At 75.6% G+C, this 25902-nt stretch carries 25 protein-coding genes and 1 riboswitch; of the genes, 18 read left to right on the top strand and 7 right to left on the bottom strand.

Going from position 1 to position 25902, the window contains the following annotated elements:
- Positions 1–10: 10 nt before the first annotated feature.
- Genes ACFY23_RS07015 through ACFY23_RS07005 form a run of 3 tightly spaced genes read left to right on the top strand, consistent with a single transcriptional unit; the run spans position 11 to position 2929 of the window.
- The gene (locus ACFY23_RS07015; protein WP_007072348.1) at positions 11–250 is read left to right on the top strand and encodes an acyl carrier protein; all 240 of its coding nucleotides are present in this window, start codon (positions 11–13) and stop codon (positions 248–250) included.
- Positions 251–252: 2 nt separating this feature from the next.
- Positions 253–1479, top strand: coding sequence for a beta-ketoacyl-ACP synthase II (fabF, locus tag ACFY23_RS07010; protein WP_350683070.1), 1227 nt, complete (start codon positions 253–255; stop codon positions 1477–1479).
- Positions 1480–1501: 22 nt separating this feature from the next.
- Positions 1502–2929, top strand: a complete 1428-nt coding sequence (locus tag ACFY23_RS07005; protein WP_350683069.1) for a carboxyl transferase domain-containing protein — start codon at positions 1502–1504, stop codon at positions 2927–2929.
- Positions 2930–3114: 185 nt separating this feature from the next.
- Here the strand turns inward: ACFY23_RS07005 and ACFY23_RS07000 are convergent, their stop codons facing one another.
- A complete protein-coding gene (locus ACFY23_RS07000; RefSeq protein WP_350683067.1) occupies positions 3115–3672 on the bottom strand; it encodes a hypothetical protein in 558 nt (185 codons plus the stop codon).
- Between the two features lie 45 nt (positions 3673–3717).
- Between ACFY23_RS07000 and ACFY23_RS06995 the strand changes: the two genes are divergently transcribed.
- Positions 3718–3888, top strand: coding sequence for a hypothetical protein (locus tag ACFY23_RS06995; RefSeq protein WP_350683065.1), 171 nt, complete (start codon positions 3718–3720; stop codon positions 3886–3888).
- Positions 3889–3893: 5 nt separating this feature from the next.
- Here ACFY23_RS06995 and ACFY23_RS06990 read toward each other — a convergent pair whose 3' ends face one another.
- Entirely contained in the window at positions 3894–5627 is a 1734-nt protein-coding gene (locus tag ACFY23_RS06990; RefSeq protein WP_350683063.1) for a glycoside hydrolase family 3 N-terminal domain-containing protein, read from the bottom strand.
- A 64-nt stretch (positions 5628–5691) separates the two neighbouring features.
- The gene (locus ACFY23_RS06985; protein WP_350683062.1) at positions 5692–6183 is read right to left on the bottom strand and encodes a DUF3145 domain-containing protein; all 492 of its coding nucleotides are present in this window, start codon (positions 6181–6183) and stop codon (positions 5692–5694) included.
- Positions 6184–6491: 308 nt separating this feature from the next.
- Here ACFY23_RS06985 and ACFY23_RS06980 point away from each other — a divergent pair, with 308 nt between their 5' ends.
- Positions 6492–6821: a hypothetical protein gene (locus ACFY23_RS06980; protein WP_350683060.1), complete on the top strand. Its 330-nt coding sequence runs from the start codon at positions 6492–6494 to the stop codon at positions 6819–6821.
- 103 nt (positions 6822–6924) lie between these two features.
- On the opposite strand, the gene ACFY23_RS06975 is transcribed toward ACFY23_RS06980, so the two are convergent.
- Positions 6925–7614 (bottom strand): carbonic anhydrase, encoded by a 690-nt coding sequence (locus ACFY23_RS06975; protein ID WP_350683058.1) that lies wholly within the window; start codon positions 7612–7614, stop codon positions 6925–6927.
- A 146-nt stretch (positions 7615–7760) separates the two neighbouring features.
- On the opposite strand from ACFY23_RS06975, the gene ACFY23_RS06970 reads away from it, so the two are divergent.
- The 4 genes from ACFY23_RS06970 (at position 7761) to ACFY23_RS06955 (ending at position 13392) form a co-directional block, all read left to right on the top strand.
- Positions 7761–8693 (top strand): alpha/beta hydrolase, encoded by a 933-nt coding sequence (locus ACFY23_RS06970; RefSeq protein WP_350683056.1) that lies wholly within the window; start codon positions 7761–7763, stop codon positions 8691–8693.
- A gap of 216 nt (positions 8694–8909) precedes the next feature.
- Positions 8910–11027 carry an AAA family ATPase gene (locus ACFY23_RS06965; RefSeq protein ID WP_350683054.1) on the top strand — a complete coding sequence of 706 codons (2118 nt, stop codon included), beginning with the start codon at positions 8910–8912 and terminating at the stop codon, positions 11025–11027.
- Between the two features lie 90 nt (positions 11028–11117).
- Complete coding sequence (locus tag ACFY23_RS06960; protein ID WP_350683052.1) at positions 11118–12035, top strand: cation diffusion facilitator family transporter; 918 nt, start codon at positions 11118–11120, stop codon at positions 12033–12035.
- Between the two features lie 153 nt (positions 12036–12188).
- Positions 12189–12320, top strand: a riboswitch (cyclic di-AMP (ydaO/yuaA leader).
- 13 nt (positions 12321–12333) lie between these two features.
- Entirely contained in the window at positions 12334–13392 is a 1059-nt protein-coding gene (locus tag ACFY23_RS06955; RefSeq protein ID WP_350683092.1) for a hypothetical protein, read from the top strand.
- 153 nt (positions 13393–13545) lie between these two features.
- Here ACFY23_RS06955 and ACFY23_RS06950 read toward each other — a convergent pair whose 3' ends face one another.
- Positions 13546–14013, bottom strand: a complete 468-nt coding sequence (locus ACFY23_RS06950) for an SRPBCC family protein (RefSeq protein WP_350683050.1) — start codon at positions 14011–14013, stop codon at positions 13546–13548.
- A 177-nt stretch (positions 14014–14190) separates the two neighbouring features.
- On the opposite strand from ACFY23_RS06950, the gene ACFY23_RS06945 reads away from it, so the two are divergent.
- Positions 14191–15168 carry a PfkB family carbohydrate kinase gene (locus ACFY23_RS06945; RefSeq protein ID WP_350683048.1) on the top strand — a complete coding sequence of 326 codons (978 nt, stop codon included), beginning with the start codon at positions 14191–14193 and terminating at the stop codon, positions 15166–15168.
- Positions 15165–15989 carry a 5'/3'-nucleotidase SurE gene (gene surE / locus ACFY23_RS06940; protein WP_350683046.1) on the top strand — a complete coding sequence of 275 codons (825 nt, stop codon included), beginning with the start codon at positions 15165–15167 and terminating at the stop codon, positions 15987–15989. The genes ACFY23_RS06945 and surE overlap by 4 nt, the downstream gene beginning before the upstream one ends.
- Before the next feature lie 101 nt (positions 15990–16090).
- Here the strand turns inward: surE and ACFY23_RS06935 are convergent, their stop codons facing one another.
- On the bottom strand, positions 16091–16453 hold the full coding sequence (locus ACFY23_RS06935; protein WP_350683044.1) for an STAS domain-containing protein: 363 nt from the start codon (positions 16451–16453) through the stop codon (positions 16091–16093).
- Between the two features lie 331 nt (positions 16454–16784).
- Here ACFY23_RS06935 and ACFY23_RS06930 point away from each other — a divergent pair, with 331 nt between their 5' ends.
- From ACFY23_RS06930 to ACFY23_RS06915, 4 genes are all read left to right on the top strand, one after another.
- Positions 16785–16931, top strand: coding sequence for a hypothetical protein (locus tag ACFY23_RS06930; protein ID WP_350683042.1), 147 nt, complete (start codon positions 16785–16787; stop codon positions 16929–16931).
- Positions 16932–17283: 352 nt separating this feature from the next.
- Positions 17284–17691 (top strand): hypothetical protein, encoded by a 408-nt coding sequence (locus ACFY23_RS06925; RefSeq protein WP_350683040.1) that lies wholly within the window; start codon positions 17284–17286, stop codon positions 17689–17691.
- 228 nt (positions 17692–17919) lie between these two features.
- Entirely contained in the window at positions 17920–18606 is a 687-nt protein-coding gene (locus tag ACFY23_RS06920) for a BON domain-containing protein (protein ID WP_350683039.1), read from the top strand.
- Between the two features lie 283 nt (positions 18607–18889).
- Positions 18890–19438 carry a thioredoxin domain-containing protein gene (locus tag ACFY23_RS06915; RefSeq protein WP_350683038.1) on the top strand — a complete coding sequence of 183 codons (549 nt, stop codon included), beginning with the start codon at positions 18890–18892 and terminating at the stop codon, positions 19436–19438.
- 321 nt (positions 19439–19759) lie between these two features.
- Here the strand turns inward: ACFY23_RS06915 and ACFY23_RS06910 are convergent, their stop codons facing one another.
- Entirely contained in the window at positions 19760–22849 is a 3090-nt protein-coding gene (locus ACFY23_RS06910) for a LuxR C-terminal-related transcriptional regulator (RefSeq protein WP_387036802.1), read from the bottom strand.
- A 136-nt stretch (positions 22850–22985) separates the two neighbouring features.
- Here ACFY23_RS06910 and ACFY23_RS06905 point away from each other — a divergent pair, with 136 nt between their 5' ends.
- From ACFY23_RS06905 to ACFY23_RS06895, 3 genes are all read left to right on the top strand, one after another.
- Entirely contained in the window at positions 22986–23453 is a 468-nt protein-coding gene (locus ACFY23_RS06905) for a hypothetical protein (protein ID WP_387036675.1), read from the top strand.
- Positions 23446–24627: a saccharopine dehydrogenase NADP-binding domain-containing protein gene (locus ACFY23_RS06900; RefSeq protein ID WP_350684359.1), complete on the top strand. Its 1182-nt coding sequence runs from the start codon at positions 23446–23448 to the stop codon at positions 24625–24627. The genes ACFY23_RS06905 and ACFY23_RS06900 overlap by 8 nt, the downstream gene beginning before the upstream one ends.
- 70 nt (positions 24628–24697) lie before the next feature.
- Positions 24698–25774, top strand: coding sequence for a MerR family transcriptional regulator (locus ACFY23_RS06895; RefSeq protein ID WP_350684374.1), 1077 nt, complete (start codon positions 24698–24700; stop codon positions 25772–25774).
- Positions 25775–25902: the final 128 nt, after the last annotated feature.

Genomic DNA, 25902 nt, shown 5'->3' with positions numbered 1-25902 from the left:
CCCAACCGCAATGACCCGTGACGAGATCACCGCCGGCCTCGCCGAGATCCTCGAAGAGGTTGCCGGGGTGAACCCGGACGACGTGGCCGAGGGGAAGTCCTTCACCGACGACCTGGACGTCGACTCGCTCTCCATGGTGGAGGTCGTGGTGGCGGCCGAGGAGAAGTTCGGCGTCAAGATCCCGGACAACGAGGTGCAGAACCTGAAGACCGTCGGGGACGCCGTCAGCTACATCGAGGCGCAGTCCTGATCATGGCGCACACCGACGTCGTCGTCACCGGGCTCGGCGCGACCACTCCGCTGGGCGGGGACGTCGCGTCGACCTGGGACGCCATGCTCGCCGGCCGCTCCGGGGTGAGTGCGCTCACCCCGGAGTGGGCCGAGCAGCTGCCGGTCCGGATCGCCGCCCAGCTCGCGGTGGATCCGGCCGGCCTGCTCGACCGGGTCAAGCTGCGCCGGCTGGACCGTTCCGAGGCGATCGCGATCATCGCGGCGCAGCAGGCCTGGGCGGACGCCGGCCTGGCCGACTCCGGGCTGGACCGGGAGCGGCTGGGCGTCAGCGTCGGCTCGGGCATCGGCGGCGCGCTCACCCTGCTCGCCCAGGACGACATCCTGGAGGCGTCCGGGCCGCGGCGGGTCTCCCCGCACACCATCCCGATGCTGATGCCGAACGGCCCCGCCGCCTGGGTGGGGCTGGAGCTGGGCGCGAAGGCGGGGGTGCACTCGGTGGCCAGCGCCTGCGCGACCGGTGCGGAGGCGATCGCGCTCGGCCTGGACATGATCCGCGCCGGCCGCGCCGACGTGGTGGTGGCCGGCGGCACCGAGGCGGTCATCCACCAGCTGCCGATCGCCGGCTTCAGCTCGATGCGGGCCATGTCGACCCGCAACGACGAGCCGGAGCGGGCCTCCCGGCCGTGGGACAAGGGCCGTGACGGCTTCGTGCTCGGCGAGGGCGCGGGCATCCTGGTGCTGGAGCGCGCGGACCACGCCGCCGCCCGGGGCGCCCGGGTGTACGCGCGCCTGGCCGGGGCCGGTATCACCTCCGACGGCTACGACATCGTGCAGCCGCACCCGGAGGGGGAGGGCGCGATCCGGGCCATCGCGAAGGCCATCGCGGACGCGGACGTGGCCAAGCAGGACGTCGTGCACGTGAACGCGCACGCCACCTCGACCCCCGTCGGCGACGTGGCGGAGATCACCGCACTGCGGGCGGCGCTCGGCGACCACCCGGTGCTGACCTCCACCAAGTCGATGTCCGGTCACCTGCTGGGCGCGGCGGGCGCGCTGGAGTCGATCGCCACCATCCTGGCGATCCGCGACGGGGTCGTACCGCCGACGATCAACCTCGACGACCCGGACGACGGCCTCACCCTGGAGGTGGCCGCCAACAAGGCGCGCCACATGGACATCCCGGCCGCGCTGAACAACTCGTTCGGCTTCGGCGGGCACAACGTGGCTCTCGTCTTCACGCGGGCCTGAGACCACAGCCTTGGAGGCTCACGTGAGCACCACCGCCGTTGGCGCGGACACTTCGTCCGCCGTCGACTACCGGGATCCGGAGTTGCGGCTGCGGGCCCTGTTCGACGCCGGTTCGTTGCGGCTGATGGTGCCCCGGGACGCCTCCGGCGTCCTGTGGGCGCGGGGCGAGATCGACGGCACGCCGGCGATCGCGTACGCGACCGACGCCACCAGGATGGGCGGGGCGATGGGCACCGAGGGGTGCCGGCACGTCGTGGACGCGATCGACACCGCGGTGCGGGAGCGGGTGCCGGTGCTGGGGTTGTGGCACTCCGGTGGGGCCCGGCTGGCCGAGGGCGTGGTGGCGCTGGACGCGGTGGGTCAGGTGTTCGCCGCGATGGTGCGGGCGTCGGGCCGGGTGCCGCAGATCTCTGTGGTGCTGGGTCCGGCGGCCGGCGGCGCGGCGTACGGGCCGGCGTTGACCGACATCGTGGTGATGAGCGGGGCCGGACGGATCTTCGTGACCGGCCCGGAGGTGGTACGCAGCGTCACCGGTGAGCAGGTCGACATGGAGCGGTTGGGCGGGCCGGAGCCGCACGGCCGCCGCTCCGGGGTGGTCCACGTGACGTGCAAGGACGACGAGACGGCGCTGGTCGAGTCGCGCAAGCTCGCCGCGCTGCTCGGGCGCCAGGGCCGGCTGTCGCCCGACGACGTGGCGGTGGAGGGTGACCAGGGGCACGACCTGGCGGCGAAGATGCCGGTCGAGACGAACCGGGCCTACGACGTCAAGCCGGTGGTCAAGGCGCTGCTGGACGCCCCCGGGGTGGAGCTGCACGCCAAGTGGGCGCCGAACGTGGTGACCACGCTCGGCCGGTTCGCCGGCCGCACCGTCGGGGTGATCGCCAACAACCCGCTGCGCCTGGGCGGCTGCCTCGACGCCTCGAGCGCCGAGAAGGCGGCCCGGTTCGTGCGGATGTGCGACTCCCTCGGCGTGCCGCTGATCGTGCTGGTCGACGTGCCCGGCTACCTGCCCGGCCTCGGCCAGGAGTGGGACGGCGTGGTGCGCCGCGGCGCGAAGCTGCTGCACGCCTTCGCCGAGGCCGTCGTGCCCCGGGTGACCCTGGTTACCCGCAAGGCCTACGGCGGGGCGTACATCGCGATGAACTCCCGCTCCCTGGGGGCGACCGCCGTGTTCGCCTGGCCCCACGCCGAGGTCGCCGTCATGGGGGCCAGCGCGGCGGTGAACATCCTGCACCGCAAGAAGCTCGCCGCCGCCCCCGCCGAGGAGCGCGAGGCGCTGCGCGCGCAGCTGATCGAGGAGCAGACCCGGGTCGCGGGGGGCGTCAACCGCGCCCTGGAGATCGGCGTCGTCGACGACGTCATCACGCCCGCCGAGACCCGCCGCCGCATCGCCGAGGCCCTCGCCGCCGCCCCGGCGGCCCGGGGCGCGCACGGCAACATCCCGCTGTAGTCGCACGTACCGTCGAGGGGCCCGCGCTCGCCGAGCGCGGGCCCCTCGCGTCGGTCGGCCCCCGTTGCGAGGTGCCGGCGGGCGGTTGCCCGGCGGTGGTTGCCGGTCCACCGGGCCATCACGAGCTGCGGGTCGTCGGCGACCTTGGCCGGGCGGCGGAGTTCCTCGCCGAGTCCGTTGGCGCGTCAACGGGTACGAGCAAGTTCTTCGACTTCTGCGAAGGTCACGACCTGGTCGCACTCCTCGGGTGTCAGTTTGTTGATCAACGCTTTGCCTGCTTGGGCATGCTTCGTGGTGGGCAGGTCACCGGCGACGAGGGAGGGCAGGACCAGTTCGTAACCGACCCTCGCCCGCGCGCTGTAGCGCGTGCGGCTGCGGGCAACGGCGAAGCTGACACGGATGGCGTGCTCGTTGCCGGCCGGCACGTTCGGCCGATCCACCTCTCGGGCGGCGAAGCGCACTTCGTGGTAGTACGTGCACCGCTGACAGGAAGCCGGGCCCCTGGTCAGGGTGGATCCGCACTCCGTACACATCAGGCGGTCGAGGGCGGCATCGACGATGCGCCAGTCATGCTCTTCGGGATTGTCGATGACGAGCCAGCTCAACGCCGTCTCCTCTGGCGAACCGCAGGCGACGTCCCACTCGCCGAGCAGGCGCGCCCAGGCCAGGTCGAGTTCTGCCTCGATCTCGCCAATGGTCTGGGCCAGGGACGGGCTGCGCCATGCCCGCACGGTGTCAGCCATGTAGTCAAGCATGGTCCATCAGCGAATGCCGCGATACCGGGTTTGTTGCCCAGCCAGACGTGTGGCCCCGCCCGCGAGGACGGCGACCTGGACCGGGCCGTCGCGTTGTCCTCGCTCTACGACCCGATCGTGCTGAGCCTGAACGCCCCGGACCCGGAGGACCTGCTGCCGGCGTACCAGTTGGTGAAGCAGTCGGCCCGGATCAACCGCGAGTGAGGTGGTCAGCCGGCGCAGGTGGTGGCGGGCAGGCCGGGCACCGGCACCGGGGACCGCCCCTCCGGCCGCGCCTTGCCGGCCAGCACCCCGGCGAGGGCGGTCATCGACGCCCGGCTGGACGAGTACGTCGCCAGCAGGGTCGGTGACTTCGCCTTCGCCAGCACGTACGGGGTGTCCATGGCGACCGTGACGGCGGCGTCGGCGCGCAGGTCGCCGGCGCCGTCGCCGTACCCGACCAGGTGCACCACCGTGCCGCCGCTGGGCACCACCTTGACCCCGGCCGCGGTGAGCGCCTCGGTCAGCGCCGCCCGGGTGTGGTCGCGCCCGCCGGAGGAGGTGACGGTCACCGGGCCCCGGACCCCGCCGCCGCAGGCGCCCCGGAACACCGTCACGGCCGCCGCCGCCAGGTCCTCCGCCGCCTTGCGGTGCGCCGGGCCGCCCAGCGTGGACAGCTCCGGGGTGGGCCGGTCGGCGAGCTTGAACTTCATGGTCAGCACCCGGGTCGCGGCCTCGACGAGGCGGGCCCGGGGCAGCGAGCCGTCGCGGAGCGCGGCGAGCAGCCCGTCGTACGCCTGGCCGACGTGCGGCGTCATCAGGATCAGGTCGTTGCCCGCCTGCAGCGCGCGCACCGCCGCCTCCCCCGGCGACCAGCGCTTCGCCGGCGGCATGTTCATCCCGTCGGTGATCACCACGCCCTGGAAGCCGAGCTGGCCGCGCAACACGTCGGTGAGCAGCTTGCGCGAGAACGTCGCCGCGGTGCCGGGGTCCACCGACCGGGCGTCGAGGTGGGCGGACATGACGGCCATCGCGCCGGCGTCGATGCCGGCGGAGAACGGCGGCCAGGCGCCGGTCTCCAGCGCCTTGCGGGACTGGTCGAGCACCGGCAGGTCCTTGTGCGAGTCGGTGGCGCTGTGCCCGTGGCCCGGGAAGTGCTTGACGGTCGCGGCGACGCCCGCCGCCTGCAACCCGCGGACCGCGCCGGCCACCTGTCCCGCCGCCACCTTCGGGTCCGCCCCGTACGACCGGGAGCCGATCACGGTGCTGCGGGTGGCGAGCACGTCGGCGACCGGGGCGAAGTCGAGGTTGATCCCCATCGCGGCGAGTTCGGCGCCGGCCGCCCGCCACGCGGCCTCGGTCAGCTCCGGCTTCCCGGCCGCGCCGGCGGCGAGGGCGCTGGGCAGCAGGGTCACCCCGTCGGTGATCCGGGTGACCACGCCGTACTCCTGGTCGGTGCCGATCAGGAACGGCGCCTGGCCGGCGGGCAACCGGCCGGCCGCCTCGCGCAGGCCGGTGGTGAGTTCGCGGACCTGCTTCGGGTTGTCGACGTTGGTGGTCTCCTGGTTGCCCTGGGTCGGGTCGTCGGCGCTGAAGCCGACCAGGATCAGCCCGCCGAGCCGGTACTTCGCGATCATCTCGGCGGGGGTGTCCACCCCGGCGAGGGCCTGGTTGCCGGCCTTGGAGCCGGGTGAGACCCGGGTGGCCGAGTCGCCGTAGGCGTAGGGCATCAGCACCTGGCCGACCAGGTCCTCGTCGGCGAGCGTGCCGACCAGGGCGGCGGCGCGGGCGGCCGGGTCGGCGGCGGGCAGGCTCGCACCAGGTGTCGGGGTGGCCGGGGCGGCGCTCGTCGGCGTCGGATCGGGGCGGCGGTCCGCCGGCCCGGAGCACCCGGAGACGAGCAGCGCGGTCAGGGCGGCGAGCGCGACGCCGGCACGTCGCGGGGTAGTCGACACGCGGCCCATCCCACCAGTTCACCCCTTATCGGGGCAACTTGACCTCCCCGCCGGATCGACCGGACGTGGGGCGTCAGCCGACGCGGGTGAGCAGGGTCACCGGAGCGCCGTCGCCGGCGTGGCGGTAGGGCTCCAGCTCGGCGTCCCAGGCGGTGCCGAGCGCCTTGTCGAGCGCGTGCGCGAGGGCCTCCGGCGCCCGCGCGCCCGCCATCAGGCTGCGCAGCCGGTCCTCGCCGAGCTGGATGTCGCCGGCCGCGCCCACGGTCGCCCGGAACAGGCCCCGCCCCGGGACGTACATGAAGCGCTCGCCGTCGGCGCCGGCGCTCGGCTCCTCGGTGACCTCGAAACGGATCATGGGCCACTGCCGGAGGGCAGCAGCCAGCTCGGCGCCCGTCCCCGGGCGACCGGTCCACCCGCACTCGGCCCGGCGGGCGCCGGGGTCGACGGGCTGAGCCGTCCACTGCAGGTTGACCGGCGCGGCGAGGACGCGCGCGATCGCCCACTCGACGTGTGAGCACACGGCGAGCGGGGTCGAGTGGACGTATACGACGCCACGCGTTGGCACGGTGACCTCCCGGAGAGCGAGGTGCGTCTTCCCCTACGACCTCGTTCACCCGAGTGGTTTCTGGAAACACATGATGACTGGTGTGACGGATGGTGCGCCAGGGAATCGGAAAATTCGCCGGACGGAATAGTCGGACGGGTGACCGCCGTTGACCCCTCCAGACGCGATGACCAGCCAGGGATCGTGGTCGTGTACAGTTCCATCGGCGGCCTGTGCCGCGCACATCTTCCGCGGACCCACTCACCAGGTGCCGTCCGCACAGCCCCCGGACGTTCCGTCCTCCCGTACGTCTTGCAAGGAGTACCTCCGTGGCGAGCAACACCTCTAAGACCGCGCGCGCGTCAGTCCGGGCCGGCCAGGCTGGCCAGGGTGGCGCCCTCAGCGTGCTGGGCGAGTTCAAGTACCTCATCCCGCTCAACGGCGGTAAGCACGCCTACGTGCGGAACCTGACCAACGGCAAGACCGCGCACCTGCGCACCGACTCCGAGGCCTTCGTCGAGGAGATCCGGGCGCTGGCCGCGGCCGGCCACGCCGCCAAGATCCGGGCCGAGATCAACACTCTGAACGCCGCTCACCCGGGCGACGGCTGGGACGCCACCGAGAAGCGCCTCGTCGAGGCCGGCGTCTTCGAGGGCTGAGCCCTCCCCCACGCGACACCTGAACCGCCCGTCGGGATCACCCCGGCGGGCGGTTCTTCTCATGCGCGCGCCTAGGTGTAAGGAAGGGCCCCTTCCTAACGCCTCACCCCTCCAGCAGGGCGACCTCGCCGGTGGCCAGGTCGTAGAGGGCGCCGACCACCGCCAGCCGGCCGGCGGCGACGGGGCCGGCGAGCAGGTCGTCGGCGCGCAGCGTGGCGACCGTCCGCAGCACGTGCCGGCGGACCGCCAGCGGGTGCGCCCTGGGGTCGTCGACGCCCACCTCGGCCACCGCCGGGGCGATCTGTTCGACGAGGTGCGCCAGCGCGCCGCCCGGTGACCGCCCGCCGCGCAGCGCGTCCACGGCGGAGGCGACCGCGCCGCACCGCTCGTGCCCGAGCACCATCACCAGCGGTACGCCCAGCTCAGCGACCACGTACTCGATGGAGCCGAGCACCGCCCGGTCGAGCACGTGCCCGCCGGTACGGATCACGCAGATCGAGCCGAACGTCTGGTCGAAGATCGCCTCCAGCGGCACCCGCGAGTCGATGCAGCCGAGGAGCACCGCGTACGGCTGCTGGTCGCCGGAGGCCGCCGCGGCCGCGGCGGTGACGTCGTGGCCGTGGACCGGCTGGCCGCTGACGAATCGGCGGTTACCGGCGAGCAGTTCCGCCAGGGCGGCCCGGGGCGTGCCGCCGGCCGCACGCCCAGCCGGCGCAGGCCCCGACGACGCGGGCCGGGACGACGCGGGCCCGGACGACGCAGGCCCGGCCGGCGATGCCTGCGGCGACCCCATGTCCCCAGCTTGGCCGGCACGGCCGGCGCCCGGACCGGGTTGCCAATCTTCTCACCGGCACGGTTGCCGTGGTGTCATGACGGGTAGCCGGTGTTACCACCGGGTATCCCCGGTGTTGCGGACCAGCGCGGCCTGGGGAGGTGGCGATGCCGGAGCACGTCGAGGTACGTCTTCCCGACGACGTACGTCTGCACGTCGAGGCGACCGGGCCGGCCGACGCCGAGGTCACCGTGGTGCTGCTGCACGGCTGGACGCTGGACGGGCGGGCCTGGCACCGGCAGCTCGCCGACCTGCGGGAACAGTTCGACGCGGTACGGGTGGTGAGCTACGACGCCCGCGGGCACGGCCGGTCGAGCTGCATGGCGCTGCCCACCGCCACCCTCGCCCAGCTCGGCGACGACCTCGCCGCGGTGCTGGACGAGGTGGCCCCGAGCGGCCGGGTGGTGCTCGCCGGCCACTCGATGGGCGGCATGACGATCATGGAGTACGCGCACCGGCACCCCGAGCACTTCGCCGCCCGGGCCGCCGGGCTGGTCTTCGTCTCCACGACGGCCGAGGGGCACACGCACACCGTCTACGGCCTGTCGCCCCGGATCGCCCGGTTGATCCGGCTCGCCGAGACCACGGGGGCCGGCGTGCTGGCCCGGTGCGGGTCCTGGCGGCCGCCCCGGGCGCTGCTGCGGGCCCTGCGCCCCAGCATCCGCTGGATGCTCTTCGGCGACCGCTGCGACCCGTACGACATCCGGCTGGTCACCTCGGCGGTGGCCCGCGCCTCGCTCCGCTCGATCGGCGGGTTCCGGGCGTCGATCGGGGCGCAGCACCGGCTGGACACCCTCGCGCGGCTCGCCCACCTGCCGGCGGCCGCGCTGGTCGGCGACCGGGACCGGCTCACCCCGCCGCCGTGCGCCGAGTCGATCGCCGCCGCGCTGCCGGCGACGGAGCTGACCGTCTGCCCGGGCGCCGGGCACATGCTGATGATGGAACGCCCCGCCGAGGTCAACGCGGCGCTGGGCGGCGTGCTCCGCCAGGTGCTCGCCGGCGCCCGCTCCGCCGCTCCCGCCACCACCCGGCAGGGGTGACGCGGGCAGCCCGGAAGGGGGCACGCGGGCGAGGGCGGAAGGGGGCACCCGGGCAGCCCGGAAGGGGGCAGGCGGGCAGGGCGGGCAGGGTGACGTGGGCTCCTTTCCCGCACCTCAGGCGCGGCTGGTTGCGCGCGGGCCGTACCCTCTTGCGGTTGGCCTGGCGCGGTTCGCGCGGTTCGCGTCGCCCGCCGCCGACGTCAGGAGGAGCGACCGTTGACCGACCAGACCACCCTGGCGCAGGAGACCGCCGTCGAGCAGCGGCACCTCGACCGGGTGTACGCCCGGCTGGCCGAGCTGCGCCGGTCGGCGGTCCGCGCCGAGAAGGAGGGCTACCGGCTCGCCCGGGTCGGCAACTTCGGGGCGCTGGTCGAGCGGGACGCGATGGTGTTCCACGCCGCGCAGCGGCGGCACGTGCTGGACGCCGAGCACGAGGGGCTGGTCTTCGGCCGGCTGGACCTGCGCGACCGGCAGGTGCTGCACGTCGGGCGGCTCGGCATCCGGGACGAGGACGCGACCACCCTGGTGGTCGACTGGCGGGCCCCGGCCGCCGCCGCCTTCTACCAGGCCACCCCGGCGGAGCCGCTGGGCGTGGTGCGGCGGCGCATGATCCAGTCCTCCGGTGAGCGGGTCACCCGGATCGAGGACGACCTGCTCGATCCCGCCGCCGCGCCCGCCGACATGGCGGTGGTCGGCGACGGCGCGCTGCTCGCCACGTTGTCGAAGGCCACCGGCCGGGGCATGCGGGACATCGTCGCCACCATCCAGCGGGAGCAGGACGAGGCGATCCGGTCCCCCGGTTCCGGGGTGACGATCGTGTCCGGCGGGCCGGGTACCGGCAAGACGGCGGTCGCCCTGCACCGGGCCGCGTACCTGCTCTACTCCGACCGCAGCCGGTACGCCGGCGGCGGCATCCTGGTGGTCGGCCCGTCCTCGGTATTCGTCGAGTACATCGCCTCGGTGCTGCCCTCGCTCGGCGAGGACACCGCCACGCTGCACTCGCTGGGCGCCCTGTTCCCGGGCATGAGCGCCACCCGCACCGACCCGCCGGCCGTGGCGGCGGTCAAGGGCTCGCTGCGGATGCGCCGGGTGCTGGAACGGGCGGCCCGGGACGCGGTGCCGGACGGCCCGGCCGAGCTGCGCCTGCTCTACCGGGGCGAGCTGCTCCGGCTGGACCGCCGCGAGTTGGACGCCATCCGGGAGCGGGCGATGCCGCGGGGCGCCCGCCGCAACGAGGTGCGCCGGGCCGGCTTCGACGGCGTGTTCGCCGCGCTCTGGGCGCAGGCCCGCCGGCTGGGCATCGGCCGGCTGCCCGAGCAGCGCGCCTTCGAGGACGAGATCGCCGAGCGGCCGGAGTTCCGGGAGTTCCTCAAGGCCTGGTGGCCCCGGCTGCACCCCCGGCACGTGCTGGGCTGGCTGGCCCGCCCTGACCGGCTGCGCCGGTACGCCGGCGGGATCCTCTCCGGCGCCGAGATCCGGCTGCTGACCGACGCGTACCGGAGCCTGGACCGCGCCGGGCTGACGATCGCCGACATCGCGCTGCTGGACGAGCTGGACGCGCTGCTCGGCAAGCCGATGAAGCCGGCCCGGCCGAAGCGGGACCCGTTCCGGCTGGCCAGCGGGGTCCGCGAGCTGAGCACGTTCGCCGACCGGCAGCGCGCGGCCCGCGAGGCGGCGCGGCAGCGCCCGGAGGACTACCGGGAGTATGCGCACGTGGTGGTCGACGAGTCGCAGGACGTCTCGCCGATGCAGTGGCGCATGATCGGCCGGCGCGGGCGGCTGGCCTCGTGGACGGTGGTGGGCGACCCGGCGCAGACGGCATGGACCGGCGACCCGGAGGAGCTGGCCCGGGCCCGGGACCAGGCGCTGGGCCGGCGCAAGCGGCACCACTTCACCCTGACCACGAACTACCGCAACTCGGCGGAGATCTTCGCGGTGGCGGCGGCCGAGATCCGCCGGCTGCACCCGGATCTCCCGCTGCCCAGGGCGGTGCGTTCCACCGGCGTCGACCCGGTCGAGCTGCTGGTGTCGCCGGCGGAGCTGGAGACCACCGTGGTGGCGGCGGCCACGGCGCTGCTGGCCGAGGTCGAGGGCACCGTGGGCGTGATCACCCCGGTGCCCCGCCGGGACGAGGTGGCCGGGTGGCTGGGCGGGCTGGGCGCGCCGCGCCTGCAGGTGGTGACCAGCCTGGAGGCCAAGGGCATGGAGTACGACGGCGTGGTCCTGGTGGCCCCGGGCGAGATCCGAGCCGACCCGGGTTCGGGCGTACGGACGCTCTACGTCGCGCTGTCGCGGGCCACCCAGCGGTTGACCACCGTCGACCCGACCGGCTGACCCGTACCGGCCGCCGCCGGATTCACTTGCACATATTGCGATGTGAGCATAGATTGAACCGGGTCCGGACGGGTGACGGAGGGTGGGCGCGTGGGCGCAGGTCATGACCACCACCACGGGTCGGTCGCGAACGCCGCGCACCGCCACCGGGGCCGCCTCTGGGCGGCGTTCGCGCTGCTCGGCGCCCTGATGGTGGTGGAGGCGGTGGCCGCCTTCCGCACTGGTTCGCTGGCCCTGCTGAGCGACGCCGGGCACATGTTCACCGACGTGCTCGGCATCGGCATGGCGCTCGCGGCGATCACCGCGACCCGGCGCGCCGGCGCGGACCCGCAGCGCACCTTCGGCCTCTACCGGCTGGAGGTGCTGGCCGCCCTGGCCAACGCCGTCCTGCTCTCCGGCGTCGCGGTCTACGTGGTCGTCGAGGCCGTACGCCGGTTCGGCGACCCGCCGGAGGTGCTCGCCGGACCGATGCTCGCGGTCGCCGTGCTCGGCCTGCTCGCCAACGTGGCCGCCTTCGCCCTGCTGCGCTCCGGGGCGAAGGAGAGCATCAACCTTCAGGGCGCGTACCTGGAGGTGCTCGGCGACCTGCTGGGCTCACTCGGCGTGATCGGCGCGGCCCTGCTGATCGCCATCACCGACTGGTGGTGGGCCGACCCGCTGGTCGCGGTGGCGATCGGGCTGTTCATCCTGCCCCGCACCTGGCGGCTCGGGCGCGCCGCGCTGCGCATCCTGGTGCAGGCCGCGCCGGAGCACCTCGAGGTCACCAAGGTGCACGACCGACTGGCGGCCGTGCCCGGCGTCGCCGAGGTGCACGACCTGCACGTCTGGACGCTGACGTCCGGGATGGAGGTGGCCTCGGCGCACCTGACCATGGAGCCGGGCGCGGAAATCGGCGCGGTGCTCACCGCGGCCCGGACGGCTCTGCACGAGGACTTCCAGATCGAGCACGCGACGTTGCAGATCGAGCCGGGGGCGGCGCCCGGGGCCTGCGGGTCGATTGAGTGGTAATGAGCACAACCTTAAATCTGGGAGAGTATTGTTGCCTTATGCCGGATTTGACGGTAAGCGGGCAGACACCCTCAGTCACCTGCGCTGCACCAGTCACACCGGCACCGGTAGGCTCGGTTCCGGCCTCCGCCAGGCGGCACCCACCGGTGCCGGCGGTGGCCGCCGCCTAATCGCCCAGCGGGGCGAACCGGGGAACCATGTTCGTGGGGTGCATCCGCGTCAGCGGTAGGGATCTTCCGTCCCGAACCCGTCAGCTAACCCGGTCGGCGGCTGACGGAAGGACACGTGTATGCCAGTGATGGCACCTGTACGACGACGCGCCGCCCGGTTGGCGGCCCTGATCGCCGCGACGCTCGCCCTCGGCGCCGCGGTCGCCCCCGTCACCACCGCCCCCGCGGCGGCCGCCTCCCGGACCGGCCTGCTCGCCGCGGCCCCCGGTCAGGACGAGGAGGGCGGCACGCCCGCCCTGCGGGCCCAACTCGAGGCCGCCAGCAAGGGCTACCTGGACGCCAAGCGGGCGCTGGACACGTCGGTCAAGCGGCAGCAGCAGCTCGCCGCGCAGCTCAAGACGACCGAGGGCGAGCTGACCGAGCGGAGCGACAAGGTCGGCGAGATCGCCGGAGTGGCCTACCGGACCGGCCGGCTGGGCGTCGCGTCCGCCCTGCTCAACAGCAGCTCGCCGGACGGCTTCATGGACCGGGCCGCCGCCCTCGACGCGGTGGCCGCCAACGAGGACCGGGCGCTCCGCGAGCTCCAGGAGACCCGCGACCAGGCCGCCCGCACCAAGCTCGCCCTGGACGGCGAGATCCGGGAGCAGCGCAAGCAGGTCACGCTGATGGCCAAGCGCAAGGACCAGGCGGAGCGGGCGCTGACGGTGGCCAACCGGTCGCAGTCGAGCAGCGGGCCGGGCGGCAGCTCCACCGCGACGGCGAAGCCGGCCCCGCGTAACCCCGACGGGTCCTGGCCCTCCGAGTCGTGCAGCGTCAACGACCCCACCCCGGCCGACGGCTGCATCACCCCGCGCACCCTGCACGCGCTCAACCAGGCCAAGGCGGCCGGCTTCACCCGCTACGTCTCCTGCTACCGCCCCGGCGGCTCGGGCGAGCACCCGAAGGGCCGGGCCTGCGACTTCGCGGCGCAGAAGAGCGGGTTCGGCGGCGACGCCACCGGCGGCGACAGGACGTACGGCAACAACCTGGCGGCGTACTTCGTCAGGAACGCCGACCGGCTCGCCGTGCTCTACGTGATCTGGTACAGGCAGATCTGGCTGCCCAGCAGCGGATGGAAGTCGTACAGCGGCGCCAACGGCGACCCGTCCAGCGACCACACCAACCACGTACACCTGTCGGTCTACTGACGCCCCGGCCCCGGTGACCCGCCCCTCGCGGGTCACCGGGGCCGACCGTCTTACCGCGCCCACGCCTCCCCGGGACAGGTCACCTGACGGCCCCTGGCAACCCCGTACGGCCGCCGACGGCCGGGTACGCCGCCGGGTTCGCCGAAGCCCGGCTCAGGCGGGCGGCGACCCCGGCGGGCACCCGTCCAGGGCCGCGCCGAGCCGGGCGGCCAGGCCCAGGTGGGCGGCGCGCGCCTGGCGGAAGGCGTAGCCGAAGAGCGGAGCCGGCGCGGCGAGGGTGATCTCGACGTCGATCCGGACCACGCCGTCCGGCTCGGCCCGCAGCCGCGTCCGGTTGCGTACCGTGGTGGCCGGCCACTGCCGCGCCACGGTGAGGATCTCGTCCGGCCCGTCGACCAGGACGTCGGCCCGGTAGGTGACCGGCACGCGCAGCGGTCCGGCGGCCAGCCGGTCGGTGATGAGGTAGCTGGCCCGCGCGCCGCGACGGGGCGGCACCCGGCGGACCCGGACGATCAGCGGGTGCAGGTCCTCCTGCCGGGCCGGGTCCGCGAGCAACCCGGCGGCCTCGGCGAGCGAGCAGCGCGCCTGGACGGTGTAGCTGAAGGAATCCCGCCTGAGCACGCCGTCTCCCCACCGTCGCCGTCGCCCGATCGTCGCGCACCGGGCGGCGCGGTGGCAACGGCGCGCCGGTACGCGCGCGGATGCCGACCGACCCGCCGCCCGCCCGACTACCGTCGGCTGTTGACGGATCACGGTACGTGCCGACCGACGGAGGCGGAGCATGGACAGGTACGACGGATGAGCGGGCACGTGATGGTCTTCGCGCCCACGCCCCGGCTGACGGTGACCGTCGACCAGCCCAGCGACGCCCCGGAGCTGCATCTGCACCCCGGCGGCCAGGGCGTCTGGCAGGCCCGGATGGTGATGTCGCTCGGCGTCGACGTGGTGCTGTGCGCCGCGCTCGGGGGCGAGATCGGCCAGGTCCTGGAGCCGCTGCTGGTCAGCGAGGGGGTCGACCTCAAGGTGGTGCTGCGGGACTCCGGCAGTGGCGGATACGTGCACGACCGCCGCGAGGGGTCCCGACGCGAGATCGTGGACGTGCCCGGCCAGCCGCTCAGCCGGCACGAACTCGACGAGCTCTACAACCTGACGCTCGGTGAGGGGCTGCGCGCCCCGGTCAGCGTGCTGAGCGGACCGAACGAGCCGGCACTGGTCCCGGCCGACCTCTACCGGCGGTTCGCCGCCGACCTCGGCGCCAACGGCAGCCGGGTGGTGGTCGACCTGTCCGGCGAGCACCTCGGCGCCGTGCTGGACAGCGGCGTCTTCTTCCTCAAGGTCAGCCACGAGGAACTCGTCGCCGACGGTCGGGCCCGGGGCGAGGACGAGGAGCAGCTCACCCGGGCGATGTACGACCTGCACGCCGCCGGCGCGGAGAACGTCGTGGTGAGCCGGGCCGACAAGCCGGCCCTGGCCCTGGTCGACGGCGAGGTCTTCGAGGTGGAGATGCCCCGGTTGCAGGCCGCCGACCCGCGCGGCGCGGGCGACTCGATGACCGCCGGGGTGGCCGCCGTGGTGGCCCGGGGCGGCGACGTGCGCACCGCGATCCGGACCGGGGCGGCGGCCGGGGCGCTCAACGTGACCCGGCACGGCCTGGGCACCGGCCGGCTCGACTCGATCACCGGCCTGGTCGACCGGGTGCGCCTCGTCCCCGCCGGCAGCCGGCCGCAGGAGCGGACCACCCCCGACGAGCTGGCCGACCGGGCGGCCGAACGATGACGCTGCGCGTGCTGGTCACCAACGACGACGGCGTCGCCGCGCCGGGCATCCAGGCGCTCGCGCGGGCGGCGGCGGAGCGCGGCCTCGACGTGGTCGTCGCCGCGCCCCTGGAGGAGGCGAGCGGCACCAGCGCCGCGATGACCGCCGTGGAGCAGAACGGGCACGTGGTGGTCCGCGAGCACCCGCTGCCGGAGCTGCCGGGTGTGCCGGCGTTCGGGGTGGGTGGCTCGCCCGGCTTCATCGCGCTGATCGCGGTGCACGGCGCGTTCGGGCCGCCGCCGGCCGTGGTGCTCTCCGGCATCAACCGTGGCGCGAACGCGGGTCGCGCGGTGCTGCACTCCGGGACCGTCGGCGCCGCCTTCACCGCCGCCGCGAACGGCTGCCGGGCGATGGCCGTCTCCCTCGACGTGCTCTCGGCCGGGGAGGCGACGGCCGCCAGCGGGGGTGCCGCCGTGGCCGCCGCCGCCCGCGTACGCGACGCCGAGCGACACTGGTCGACCGCCGCCCGGGTCGCCCTGGACCTGCTGCCCCGGCTCACCGCCGGGCCGGTCGAGAGCGTGCTCAACGTCAACGCGCCGGACCTGCCGCACGGCCGGCTGCGCGGGGTACGCCGGGGCACGCTGGCCAGCTTCGGCCAGGTGCAGATGACGGTGGCGGAGTCGGGGCACGGCTTCGTGCGCACGTCCCTGGAGGAGCCCGGGCAGGCGGTGCAGCCGGGCACCGACCTGGCCCTGCTGGCCGACGGCTACGCCTCGGTGACGGCGATCCGCGCGGTCACCGAGGTGTCCGACGTCGACCTGTCAGGCCTCGGCGACGACTGACGGCAACGGGTCACCGGGGTCGGCCTCGGCGACGACCGATGCCGACGGGTGACCGGCGGGAACCCTGCCGACGGGTGACCGGCGGGAGCCCTGCCGACGGGTCAGGCGCCGGGAAGAACCTCTGGGGCGGGCGCGCCGGCGTAGTAGGGCTCGGGGGCGCCGAAGAGGCCGAGCAGGCCGGTCACCCAGAGCTGCCGGTGCACGAACCGGCTCGGCTCGGTGACGACGAGCTTGACGCCGCTCACCTCGGCGGTCTGGAAGCCGGCGACCATCGCGCTGATGCCGACGGAGTCGATGAAGGTGACGAGCCTCATGTTGAGCTCGATCCGGCTGGGGCGCCCCTTGGCCAGGACCTCGGCGATCGCCTCGCGCACCTCGTACGCGGTGTCGACGTCGATCTCGCCCCGCGGGGCGATCTCGATGACACCACCGGGCATAACCGACTTCACGATCGACAGGCTCACGCGAGCACCTCCACTCGCCCATCCGATGGGCGCCTCATCAGTACGCGGGCCGCGACCGAGAGTATTCCTCCGACGGCCTCGGTCGCCACCCCTCGGGATGAGCAATTCGCGGATGAGGGCGCACCAAGTCGCCCTTGTCCGGACTTTTCACTTCTTCTTCACCCAACGATCAGCTGCCGCTGACGCGTCGCCGACCCAGGGTAGCCGTCCCTGGCCGGCACCGCCCGGTACCCGAAATCCCTGGCGTGGCCCGCCCCGCTTCCGCCCCGCGGGTTGCCCGTCCTCCCTAGCATCGGCCCGGAGAGCGGGCACCACGACGGAAGGACGATCGATGATCAGGAGACTTGCCGCGCTGGCCGGTGTCGGCGCGCTGCTGGCCCTCGTGCTGGCCTGCGGCTTCGGCGGCGGCGGTGACGATGACGACGACGATGACGAGGACTTCGCGCGCGGCGTGACCGCGGTGGTCACGCTCCGCTGACGCACGGCGAGGAGTCGCAGCGCCGTCGGCGACCACGCGTACGACGTGACGCGGTCACCGCGCTGGCCGGCGACGTGACGCGGTCACCGCGCTGGTCGGCGACGTGGCGCGGCCACCACGCTGGCCGGCGACGTGACGCGGTCACCACGCTGGCCGGCGACGTGGCGCGGCTGGTCGCGCGTCCCGTGGCCGGGATCGCCGCCCGTTTCTGAGGAAGGCGGCGAGGGTGGCTCGGCGCGCGGTTTGCGGAGGCGTCCGGCCGGGCACAGGCGAAACGAGCGAACCATGACGCGCCGGTGAGACGTCGAAGTCCGAAGTGGCCGCCGGCTTCGGCCCGAGGAGGTTATCCACCATGTTCGGTACCAATCTGCTGGATCGCCGCAGCAAGCCCGAGCGGATCGCCGACCAGGCGTGGCAGAACCTGGTCTCGGCGGTCAGCTCCGCGGGCGACAGCGTCCGCGACACCGCCCGGTCGGCCCGCCGCGGTGGGTCCGGCTTCGCCGACGAGGCCGGCGACCTGATGGGCTCCGCGGCCGACGAGGCCCGCCGCCGGGCCACCCTGGCCTTCGACGCGCTCGCCGGCCGCCGCCCCGCGCTGCCCTGGACGCTGCTGATCGGCGCCGCGCTGGTCGGCGCGGCGATCGGCTGGGCCGCCGGCACCGCCGCGCGGGCCGCCGGCAGCCGGGGCGACCGGGCAGCGGACGACATCGAGTTCGTCGACGTGGACCGTCCCAACTCCCCCGTCGGCCTCGACGGCTGACCCACCCCGACGCACGGGCACATCGCGGGCCCCGGTCGACCCCTGAGGGGTCGGTCGGGGCCCGCGCCGTTCCTCCCGCGCCCGACACGACGTGGGCCGGGCAGGGGGGGCCGGAGCCGCCGGCCGGAGAGCCACCCGGTTCGGGTGAGGGCCGCTCACCCCCGCCCGCGCCAGGATCGGTCCCGGCGGGCCCGTGTGCACAGGCAGCTATCCCGTGAGGAGTGACAGATGGCCATCGAGACGATCAGCCGTACCGACCAGGACATCCAGTCCGCCGTCCTCGACGAGCTCACCTGGGAACCCCGGGTGCGGCCGCACGAGATCGGCGTGACCGTCTCCGAGGGTGTGGTCACGCTGACCGGTCGGGTCGACAGCTACGCCAAGAAGTGGGCCGCCGAACGGGCGGCGCACCGGGTCGCCCGCGTCCGGGCGGTCGCCAACGACCTGGCGGTACGCATAGGCACGGGCGCAGAACGCGCCGACCCGGACATCGCCGCCGCGGCCGGCCACGCGCTGGAGTGGGACGCCTTCGTCCCGCTGGAGCAGCTCGACGTGACGGTGTCGCAGGGCTGGGTGACGCTGCACGGCGAGGTGGACTGGGAGTACCAGCGCCGCGCCGCCGAACGGGCGGTGGCCCGGCTGACCGGCGTACGCGGAGTCAGCAACGGCATCACCGTTCGTCCTAGCACCCGGCCGGACGGGCACGCCCTGGCCGCCCGCATCGTCGACGCGCTGGCCCGCAACCGGGCCACCGAGGCGGAACGGATCACCGTCCGGGTGCACGGCGACACGGTGGTGCTCGGCGGGCTGGTCCACTCGATGCCGGAACGGGCCGAGGTGGAACGCACCGTCTGGCGTGCCCCGGGCATCCGCGAGGTGCAGAACCACATCGCGGTCGCCCCCGTACTGGGCTGAGCCCGCCGCGCCCCGATCGGCCCCCGACCCCGGGCGGGGACCGGCGGACGTGGTCCGACGGGCACCCGGGCCGAACCATCCGGGCGGGGTGAGCCGCCCTCACCCCACCCCGGGCCAGCCTGGGAGACATGACTGATCCGAAGGGGTCGACCCGCCCCGGGGACACAGCGCCCGGGTCACGCCCGCCGGCCATTCCGCCCGGCGCCGCACGCCTCCGGCGGGAGGCCGACGGCCGGCTGCTCGCGCCGGAGCGCCTCGGCACGGATCGGCGGGTGACGACCGGATGACGACGCCACTGCAGGTCACCGCCCGCCTGCGGACCCCGGTGACCGAGCATGACCACGTCCGCGGGCCGGTGGACGCGCCGGTGACCCTCGTCGAGTACGGCGACTTCCAGTGCCGGTTCTCCGGGGCCGCGTACCAGAACCTGCAGGAGCTGCTGCGGCAGCGGGCCGAGACGGTGCGGCTGGCGTACCGGCACTTCCCGATCACCAACATGCACCCGTACGCCGAGCACGCCGCCGAGGCCAGCGAGGCGGCCGGGCGGCGCGGGCGGTTCTGGGCGATGCACGACTGGCTCTACGAACACCAGGACCAGCTCGACCCGGTACACCTGTCGCTCGGCATCGCGCAGCTCGGCCTGCCCGCCGACGAGGTCAACGCGGAGGTGGAACGGCAGGCGCACGGCGACCGGGTGCGGCGGGACTTCGTCGGCGGCATCCGCAGCGGCGTCGGGGCCACCCCGACCCTGTTCGTCAACGGGGTCCGCCACGACGCCGGCTACGACCTCGCGGACCTCCTGGCCGCGGTCGACGCCGCCGCCACCCCCTAACTGACCCCGCCCCCGGCCTCCACCCCGCCCGCCTCCATCCCCTGCCTCGCCCTCATCCGGCCCTCATCCGGTTGATCAAGAAGTTCGCGCCACCGGGAAGCGCTCCCAGAGACGCAAACCTCTTGATCAACCCGTGCGGGGCGGGGCGCGGCACGGCGCGGGGCCGGGCGCGGCGCGGGGCCGGGCGCGGCGCGGGGCCGGGCGCGGCGCGGGGCCGGGCGCGGCGCGGGGCCGGGCGCGGCGCGGGGCCGGGCACGGGGTAAGGCGCGGCGCAGGGCCGGGCGCGGCGCGGCGCGGGGCCGCGGGCACGGGTGGGTGGGGTCAGATCAGGTGGAGGTCGCGGGCGCGGCGGACGGCTTCGCGGCGGCGGGTGGCGTCGAGCTTGCGGTAGATGTTGCGCACGTGGGTTTTGACCGTGTTGACCGACAGGGACAGTTCGGCGGCGATCTCCACGTTGGACAGGATGCTCTGCAGGTAGCGCAGGATCGTCAGCTCCCGCTCGGTCAGCGGCTCGTCCAGCGACGCCGCCCCCTGGTCCGTCGGGGCCCGCTCGGCCGGCGTGTCGGCGCCCCGGACCAGGTCGCTGACGGTCGGCCAGTGGGCGGTGCCCGCGTCGAGGTGGGCGGCGAGCAGGTCCCGGACCCCGGGTTCGGCGCGGGTGAACACCCGCCGGAACCCCTCCGGGCCGGCCAGGTCGAGGGCCCGCTCCAGCACCCGTCCGGCCCGCCGGTCGTCGCCCGCCTGCCGCGCCAGCACCGCGTCCAGCACCGCCGCCTCCAGGCGTACGGGCAGCGGCCAGTCGGCCGACCCGGACGCCTCCCAGTCCGGCAGCACGTACCCGGCGGCGCGCGGGTCGCCGGCGCGCAGTTCCACCCGGGCCAGCGCGATCGCGAGCGGCGGGTCGGCCCCGTCGCGTACCCGGTCGACGAGCAGGTTCCGGGCCGTGTCGAGGTCGCCCCGGGCCCCGCGCACGTCCGCATCGGCGGCCAGCAGCCAGGACGCCAGCTCCACCGCCCGCGGGCGGTCGGCCAACCGCTCCCGGGCCTCGGCCACCGCCCGGTGCGCACCGGGCAGGTCACCCGCGTCCCGCAGCAGGCCCGCCCGGCACAGCGCCGCCAGCGCCGCCACGGTCGGCTCACCCATGGCCGGCGCGGCCAGCGCCAGGTGCGCCTCCACCTCCTCGGGCTGGTCGCGGTGCAGCGTGACCAGGGCCAGCGCCAGGTACCCGTGCGCGCAGTCCTCCCGGCACGACCAGCCCTGGCACGGCGGCAGGGTCAGGGCGTCCCGGGCCAGCGCCTCGGCGGCCCGCAGCTCGCCCCGCACGGCGTGCAGGAGCGCCGCCCGGCTGGCGCACACCAGCTCGGTACGCGGCCGCCCCGCGTCCCGGGCCGCCGCCAGCGCCCGGTCGAAGGCGAGCCCGGCGGCGGCCAGGTCGCCGTCGGCCAGGTCGGCCAGCCCCAGCGCGGTGCCAGCGACGGCCCGCACGTCGGCGTCCTCGGCGGCGTCGCCGCGCGGCTCGACCGGCGCGGCGGGCCCCGGGGCGAGCAGCCCGGCGGCGGTTCCCAGCGGCTCCGGCCCGGTCGAAGACACGCCGGTCGGGGACGCGGCCGTCGGGGGCACGCCAGTCGGGGACGCGGCCGTCGTGAAGGCGCCGGTCGTCGTCGCGGTCGCCGGTGGCGGGGGCGTGACGGTCGAGTCGGGCGCGGGGCGGCCGGCGAGCAGCCGGGCGACGGCGGCGCGTACCGCCTCGGGGTCGCCGGCCAGCCGGGCCAGGGTGACCTCCAGCGCGGCGACCAGCCGACGGAACCGGTCCCGGCGCGGCGCCGGCAGCGACCGGGCGGCGTCCACGGCGGCGCGCAGGTGCCCGGCGGCCGCGGTCGAATCCCCGGCCCGGGCGCGCTCGGCGGCGCAGGCAAGCCCCAGCTCCGGGTCGCGCCGCACGGCCTCCGGCGGCGGGGGCGCGGGCGCCGGCCCCCCGGGCTCGTTCCGGTCGTACGGGATCAGCTCCGGCCAGCGGGCGACGAACAGCTCGGTGGCGCGGTCCCAGTCCCCGCCGGCCAGCGCGTGCCGCAGCCCGTCGGCGGGCCGCCCGTTGTCGGCGTACCAGCCGGCCGCCCGCCGGTGCAGGTCGCGCAGCTCGTCAGCGGGCAGCCGGGCCAGCTCGGCCTGCAGCAGGTCGGCCAGCAGGGGATGGCAGCGGTACCAGGGCGGGCGGCTGTCGTCGCGGCGGAGCAGCCCGCCGTCGCCGGCCAGGCCCGCCAGCGTCTGTTCGCCGTCGGCTTGCCCGGTGAGCGCGTCGACGAGCCCGGCGCAGACCGCGTCGGCCACGGCGGAGCGCCGCAGCACGTCCCGGGCCTCCGGGGCCAGCCCGGCGAGCACCTCCTCGCGCAGGTAGCCGGCGACGTCCGGCTGGTCGCCGCCGAACTGCTCGGCCCAGCGGGCCGGGTCGGGCTGCTCGCGCAGCGCCAGCGACGCGAACCGCAGCGCCGCCGGCCAGCCGCCGGTCCGCTCCCGCAGCAGGCGCACCCCGGCCGCCGGCAGCGTCACCCCGTGCGCGGTCAGCAGGTCGGCGACCTCGTCGCCGGTGAAGGCCAGTTCTTCCGGGCCGATCTCGGTCAGCTCCCCGGCCAGCCGCAGCCGGTGCACGGCCAGCGGCGGCCCGCCACGCGCGCCGACCACCAGCCGCAGCCGCTGCTCGGCGTGGCGCAGCAGAAAGTCCAGCCCGGTCAACGCCGCCGGATCGGTGATCCGGTGCAGGTCGTCCAGAACCAGCAACACCGGCCGTTCCCGGGCGGCGAGGGCCGCGGCCAGCACCTCCAGCTGGTCGGGGCGGGGTGGGCGGTCGGGCACGGGCGGGCCCGGCGCGTCGTCGGCGGGATCGGCGGCCGCGCGCAGCGCCGCCGCCAGGTAGGACCAGAGCCGGTCCCCGTCGTCGCCGGCCTCCACCGACACCCACGCCGGCAACGGCCGGGCGGGCCCCGTCGGGGCGCCCGCCGCCGCGCCGAAGTCGCCCGGGCTCGCGCCGATGGCCTCCGCGTCCCGGGCGCCCTCGGCCGCGGCGGTCACCGGCCCCTCCCCCGTCCGGCCCGGGTGGCTCCCGGCCTCCCCGGCGGCCCGGAACCAGGACGCGAGCAGCGTCGTCTTGCCCCAGCCCGCCGGAGCGCGGACCAGGGTGACCGGGCCGGCCGTCCCCGCGTCCAGCGTCCGCAGCAGCCGGGGCCGCAGCAGCAACGGCTCCGGCGGCGCGGCTGGGCTCAGCCGGGACGCCAGCAGCGGCGTCCCCGCCGGCCCGCGCGCGACCGCGACGACTCCGGTGTCCCGTACGTGCTCCGGCATCCGGCCCCACCCCCACGGACGCGTCCACTCCCCCAGGCCCTGCGGCGGGCGGTTACCCGGCCGGGACCGGTTCACCCCTTCGGGGGGAGTCTGCGTCACCCCAGCCGCGGCGACCCTGGTGGCACGCGGGCGACCGGCCGGGCCCGACGACGCGCGGCGAGGCCGGCGGGACGGAGGACACCGAGGTGGACGCGTGGGGACGGAGGGGCCGGTGCGACGCAGCGCGGGGATGGCCGGGGCCGGGCTCGCCCTCGCCACGGCGGCCGGCGCGGCGGCGCTGCGGGCGCTGGCCGTACGCCGACAGAGACGGGCCTGGCCCCGCGCGGCCGGTGCCGACCCGCGGCCCGCGCGCTGGCAGGTGGTGACCGTCGACCGCGCGCCCGGCGAGGTGCTGCCCGGCGGACGCTGGCCGGAGCCCCTGCGTCGGCTCGGCGGCGCGGTGCAGGTGGAGCTGCGCCCGGCGCCCGGTTGCCGGGGCACGGAACTGGCCGCGCGGCTGTTGGCCGGCGCGGCCCCCACCGGACTCGCCGTCCACCTCGTCGGCGACGATCCGGGCCTGCTGATCCGCCAGGCGCTGCGGGAGGTCAAGCAGCTCGCCGAGACCGGCGAGGTGCTCCGCGCGGACGGTTCCGCCGTCGACCGCCCGGCGCCGTGGGTGGCAGACTCGGCGGATGGGTGAACAGCGGGCGTACGACGTCGTCCTGTTCGGGGCCACCGGCTTCACGGGCGGGCTGACCGCCGAGTATCTCGCCCGCCACGCCCCGCCCGGGCTGCGCTGGGCCCTCGCCGGGCGCAACCCCGGCAAGCTCGCTGCCGTCCGGGACCGGCTGACCGCGATCGATCCGGCGCTGACCGGGCTGCCCCTGCTCACCGCGGACGTCACCGATGCCGCTTCGCTGCGGAGGGTGGCCGAGAGCGCCCGGGTGGTGGCCACCACCGTCGGCCCGTACGTGCGCCACGGGGAGCCGCTCGTCGCCGCGTGTGCCCGCGCCGGCACCGACTACCTGGACATCACCGGCGAACCGGAGTTCGTCGACCTGATGTACGTGCGCCACCACGGCGAGGCGGTGCGCACCGGGGCGCGGCTGGTGCACGCCTGCGGCTTCGACTCGGTCCCGCACGACCTGGGCGTCTGGTTCACGCTCAGGCACCTGCCGGCCGACGTGCCGATCACCGTCGACGGCTTCGTCCGGGCGGGCGGGCGGATCTCCGCCGGCACGTACCACTCGGCGCTGCTCGCCTTCTCCCGGCGGGCCGAGACGTCCCGGGCGGCGCGCGAGCGGCGGGGGGTCGAGCCCCGACCGGCGGGGCGGCGGGTGCGCGCGGTGCCGGGGCGGGTCGCCCGCGAGCGGGAGCTGGGCATGTGGACGGTGCCGCTGCCGACCATCGACCCGCAGGTGGTGCGCCGCTCGGCCGCCGCCCGCCCCGAGTACGGCCCGGACTTCCGCTACCGGCACTTCGCCGCCGTGAAACGGCTGCCCACCGTGCTGGCGGGCGCGGTCGGGCTGGGCGGCCTGGTCGGCCTGGCGCAACTGCCGCCGGCCCGGCGGTGGCTGCTCGGCCGGCTCGCCTCCGGTCAGGGGCCGACGCCGCAGCAGCGGGCGAGGTCCTGGTTCCGGGTCCGGTTCGTCGGCGTCGGCGGTGGCCGGCGGGTGCTGACCGAGGTGGCCGGCGGCGACCCCGGGTACGACGAGACGGCGAAGATGCTCGCCGAGGCGGCGCTCTGCCTGGCCACCGACGACCTGCCGGCCACCTCGGGCCAGGTCACCCCGGTGACCGCGATGGGCGACGCGCTGCTGGACCGGCTGGTGCGGGCCGGGATGACGTTCCGGGTCCTCGACGCGCCCCGCTGACCGTGGGCCGGATCGGTGGCTTGACCCTCGACCAGGTTGAGACGACAGGATCACCGCCGTGGAGAGCGACCTGCGCAGCATCGGCGAGCTGGCCCGGGCCAGCGGGCTGACCGTGAGCGCCCTGCGGTTCTACGACTCGGCCGGGGTGCTGACCCCGGCCCTGGTCGACCCGGCCACCGGCTACCGCTGGTACACCGGCGACCAGGTGGCGCCCGCCCGGCTGGTCGCCGGGCTGCGCCGGGTCGGCATGCCGGTGGCCGAGATCGCCGCCGCGCTGCGATCCGAGCCCGCCGAGGTGCACCGCCTGCTGGACGCGCACCTGCGCCGCCTAGAGGACGGCCTCGCCGACGCCCGCCGCGAACTCTCCCGGATCCGTACGCTGGTCGATCCCGAGGAGCGCCCCATGACCACCCGCCTCGTCCTGTCCCGCGTCGACCTGGCCGCCGCCGTGGACGCGGTCCGCTTCGCGGTCGGCACCGACCCCGACCTGCCGGTGCTGACCGGCGTGCTGTTCGACATCGACGGCGACGGCGTACGGCTGGTGGCGACCGACCGACACCGGATGGCCCTGGCCCGGGCGGCCGGCCGGGTCGACGGGCCGCCGGCGCGGGTGCTCGCCCCGGTCGCCTTCGTCGACGAGGCGCGGGCCCTGCTCGACACCGGCGCGGGAAGCACCCCCGAGGCGCGCCTGACCGTGGCCGGCGGCACGATCTCGCTCTCCGTCGCCGGCCGTACGGTCGACGCCACCGTCCTGCCGTACGACTTCCCGGACTACGCCCGCCTGCTGCGCGCCGCCCCCGGCGACGGGCCGGCGCACCGGCTGACGGTCGACGCCGCCGCGCTGCGGTCGGCCCTGACCAGCGCCGACGCCCCCGTCGTACGCCGGCGGCACGACGGCGCCCCGCTCGCCGTGACCGTGCTCGGGCCGGACGGGCACGGCGGGGTGCGGCTGCTCGGGGCGGACGAGCTGACCGGGGAAGAGGACGCGTTCCGGGTCGGCGTCAACGGCGACTACCTGCTCCAGGCCCTCGACGCCGCCGGCCGGGGGCAGTTGCTGCTGGAACTGGACGGCCCGATCGCCCCGCTGGCCGTGCGCCGCCCCGACGACGCCGACGCCTTCTCCATCCTGATGCCGATCCGGCTCTGAGGTGTGAGGAAGGGTCCCTTGCACGGGGGCGGGCACGGTCGGGCCCGCGGGTCGGGCCGCGCGGGGCGGTCACGGGGGCGGCGGGCGGTGTCCGGACCGGCCCGGGGCCGACCGGGCCGCGACGGTAG

Source organism: Micromonospora sp. NPDC000121 (assembly GCF_042899165.1).
GTDB lineage: Bacteria > Actinomycetota > Actinomycetes > Mycobacteriales > Micromonosporaceae > Micromonospora.
Note: the sequence above shows the minus strand (reverse complement) of the source record. Positions and strands in the feature narration are given on the sequence as shown.

What these genes read in the sequence shown, in the direction of transcription:
- ACFY23_RS07000 (WP_350683067.1), bottom strand. Translation starts at nt 3,672, where the DNA reads ATGGCTGACACCGTGCGGGCATGGCGCAGCCCGTCCCTGGCCCAGACC.
- fabF (WP_350683070.1), top strand. Translation starts at nt 253, where the DNA reads ATGGCGCACACCGACGTCGTCGTCACCGGGCTCGGCGCGACCACTCCG.
- ACFY23_RS06915 (WP_350683038.1), top strand. Translation starts at nt 18,890, where the DNA reads ATGACGACGCCACTGCAGGTCACCGCCCGCCTGCGGACCCCGGTGACC.
- ACFY23_RS06925 (WP_350683040.1), top strand. Translation starts at nt 17,284, where the DNA reads ATGTTCGGTACCAATCTGCTGGATCGCCGCAGCAAGCCCGAGCGGATC.
- ACFY23_RS06990 (WP_350683063.1), bottom strand. Translation starts at nt 5,627, where the DNA reads ATGGGCCGCGTGTCGACTACCCCGCGACGTGCCGGCGTCGCGCTCGCC.
- ACFY23_RS06970 (WP_350683056.1), top strand. Translation starts at nt 7,761, where the DNA reads ATGCCGGAGCACGTCGAGGTACGTCTTCCCGACGACGTACGTCTGCAC.
- ACFY23_RS06955 (WP_350683092.1), top strand. Translation starts at nt 12,334, where the DNA reads ATGGCACCTGTACGACGACGCGCCGCCCGGTTGGCGGCCCTGATCGCC.
- ACFY23_RS06900 (WP_350684359.1), top strand. Translation starts at nt 23,446, where the DNA reads ATGGGTGAACAGCGGGCGTACGACGTCGTCCTGTTCGGGGCCACCGGC.
- ACFY23_RS06945 (WP_350683048.1), top strand. Translation starts at nt 14,191, where the DNA reads ATGAGCGGGCACGTGATGGTCTTCGCGCCCACGCCCCGGCTGACGGTG.
- surE (WP_350683046.1), top strand. Translation starts at nt 15,165, where the DNA reads ATGACGCTGCGCGTGCTGGTCACCAACGACGACGGCGTCGCCGCGCCG.
- ACFY23_RS06920 (WP_350683039.1), top strand. Translation starts at nt 17,920, where the DNA reads ATGGCCATCGAGACGATCAGCCGTACCGACCAGGACATCCAGTCCGCC.
- ACFY23_RS06975 (WP_350683058.1), bottom strand. Translation starts at nt 7,614, where the DNA reads ATGGGGTCGCCGCAGGCATCGCCGGCCGGGCCTGCGTCGTCCGGGCCC.
- ACFY23_RS07015 (WP_007072348.1), top strand. Translation starts at nt 11, where the DNA reads ATGACCCGTGACGAGATCACCGCCGGCCTCGCCGAGATCCTCGAAGAG.
- ACFY23_RS06930 (WP_350683042.1), top strand. Translation starts at nt 16,785, where the DNA reads ATGATCAGGAGACTTGCCGCGCTGGCCGGTGTCGGCGCGCTGCTGGCC.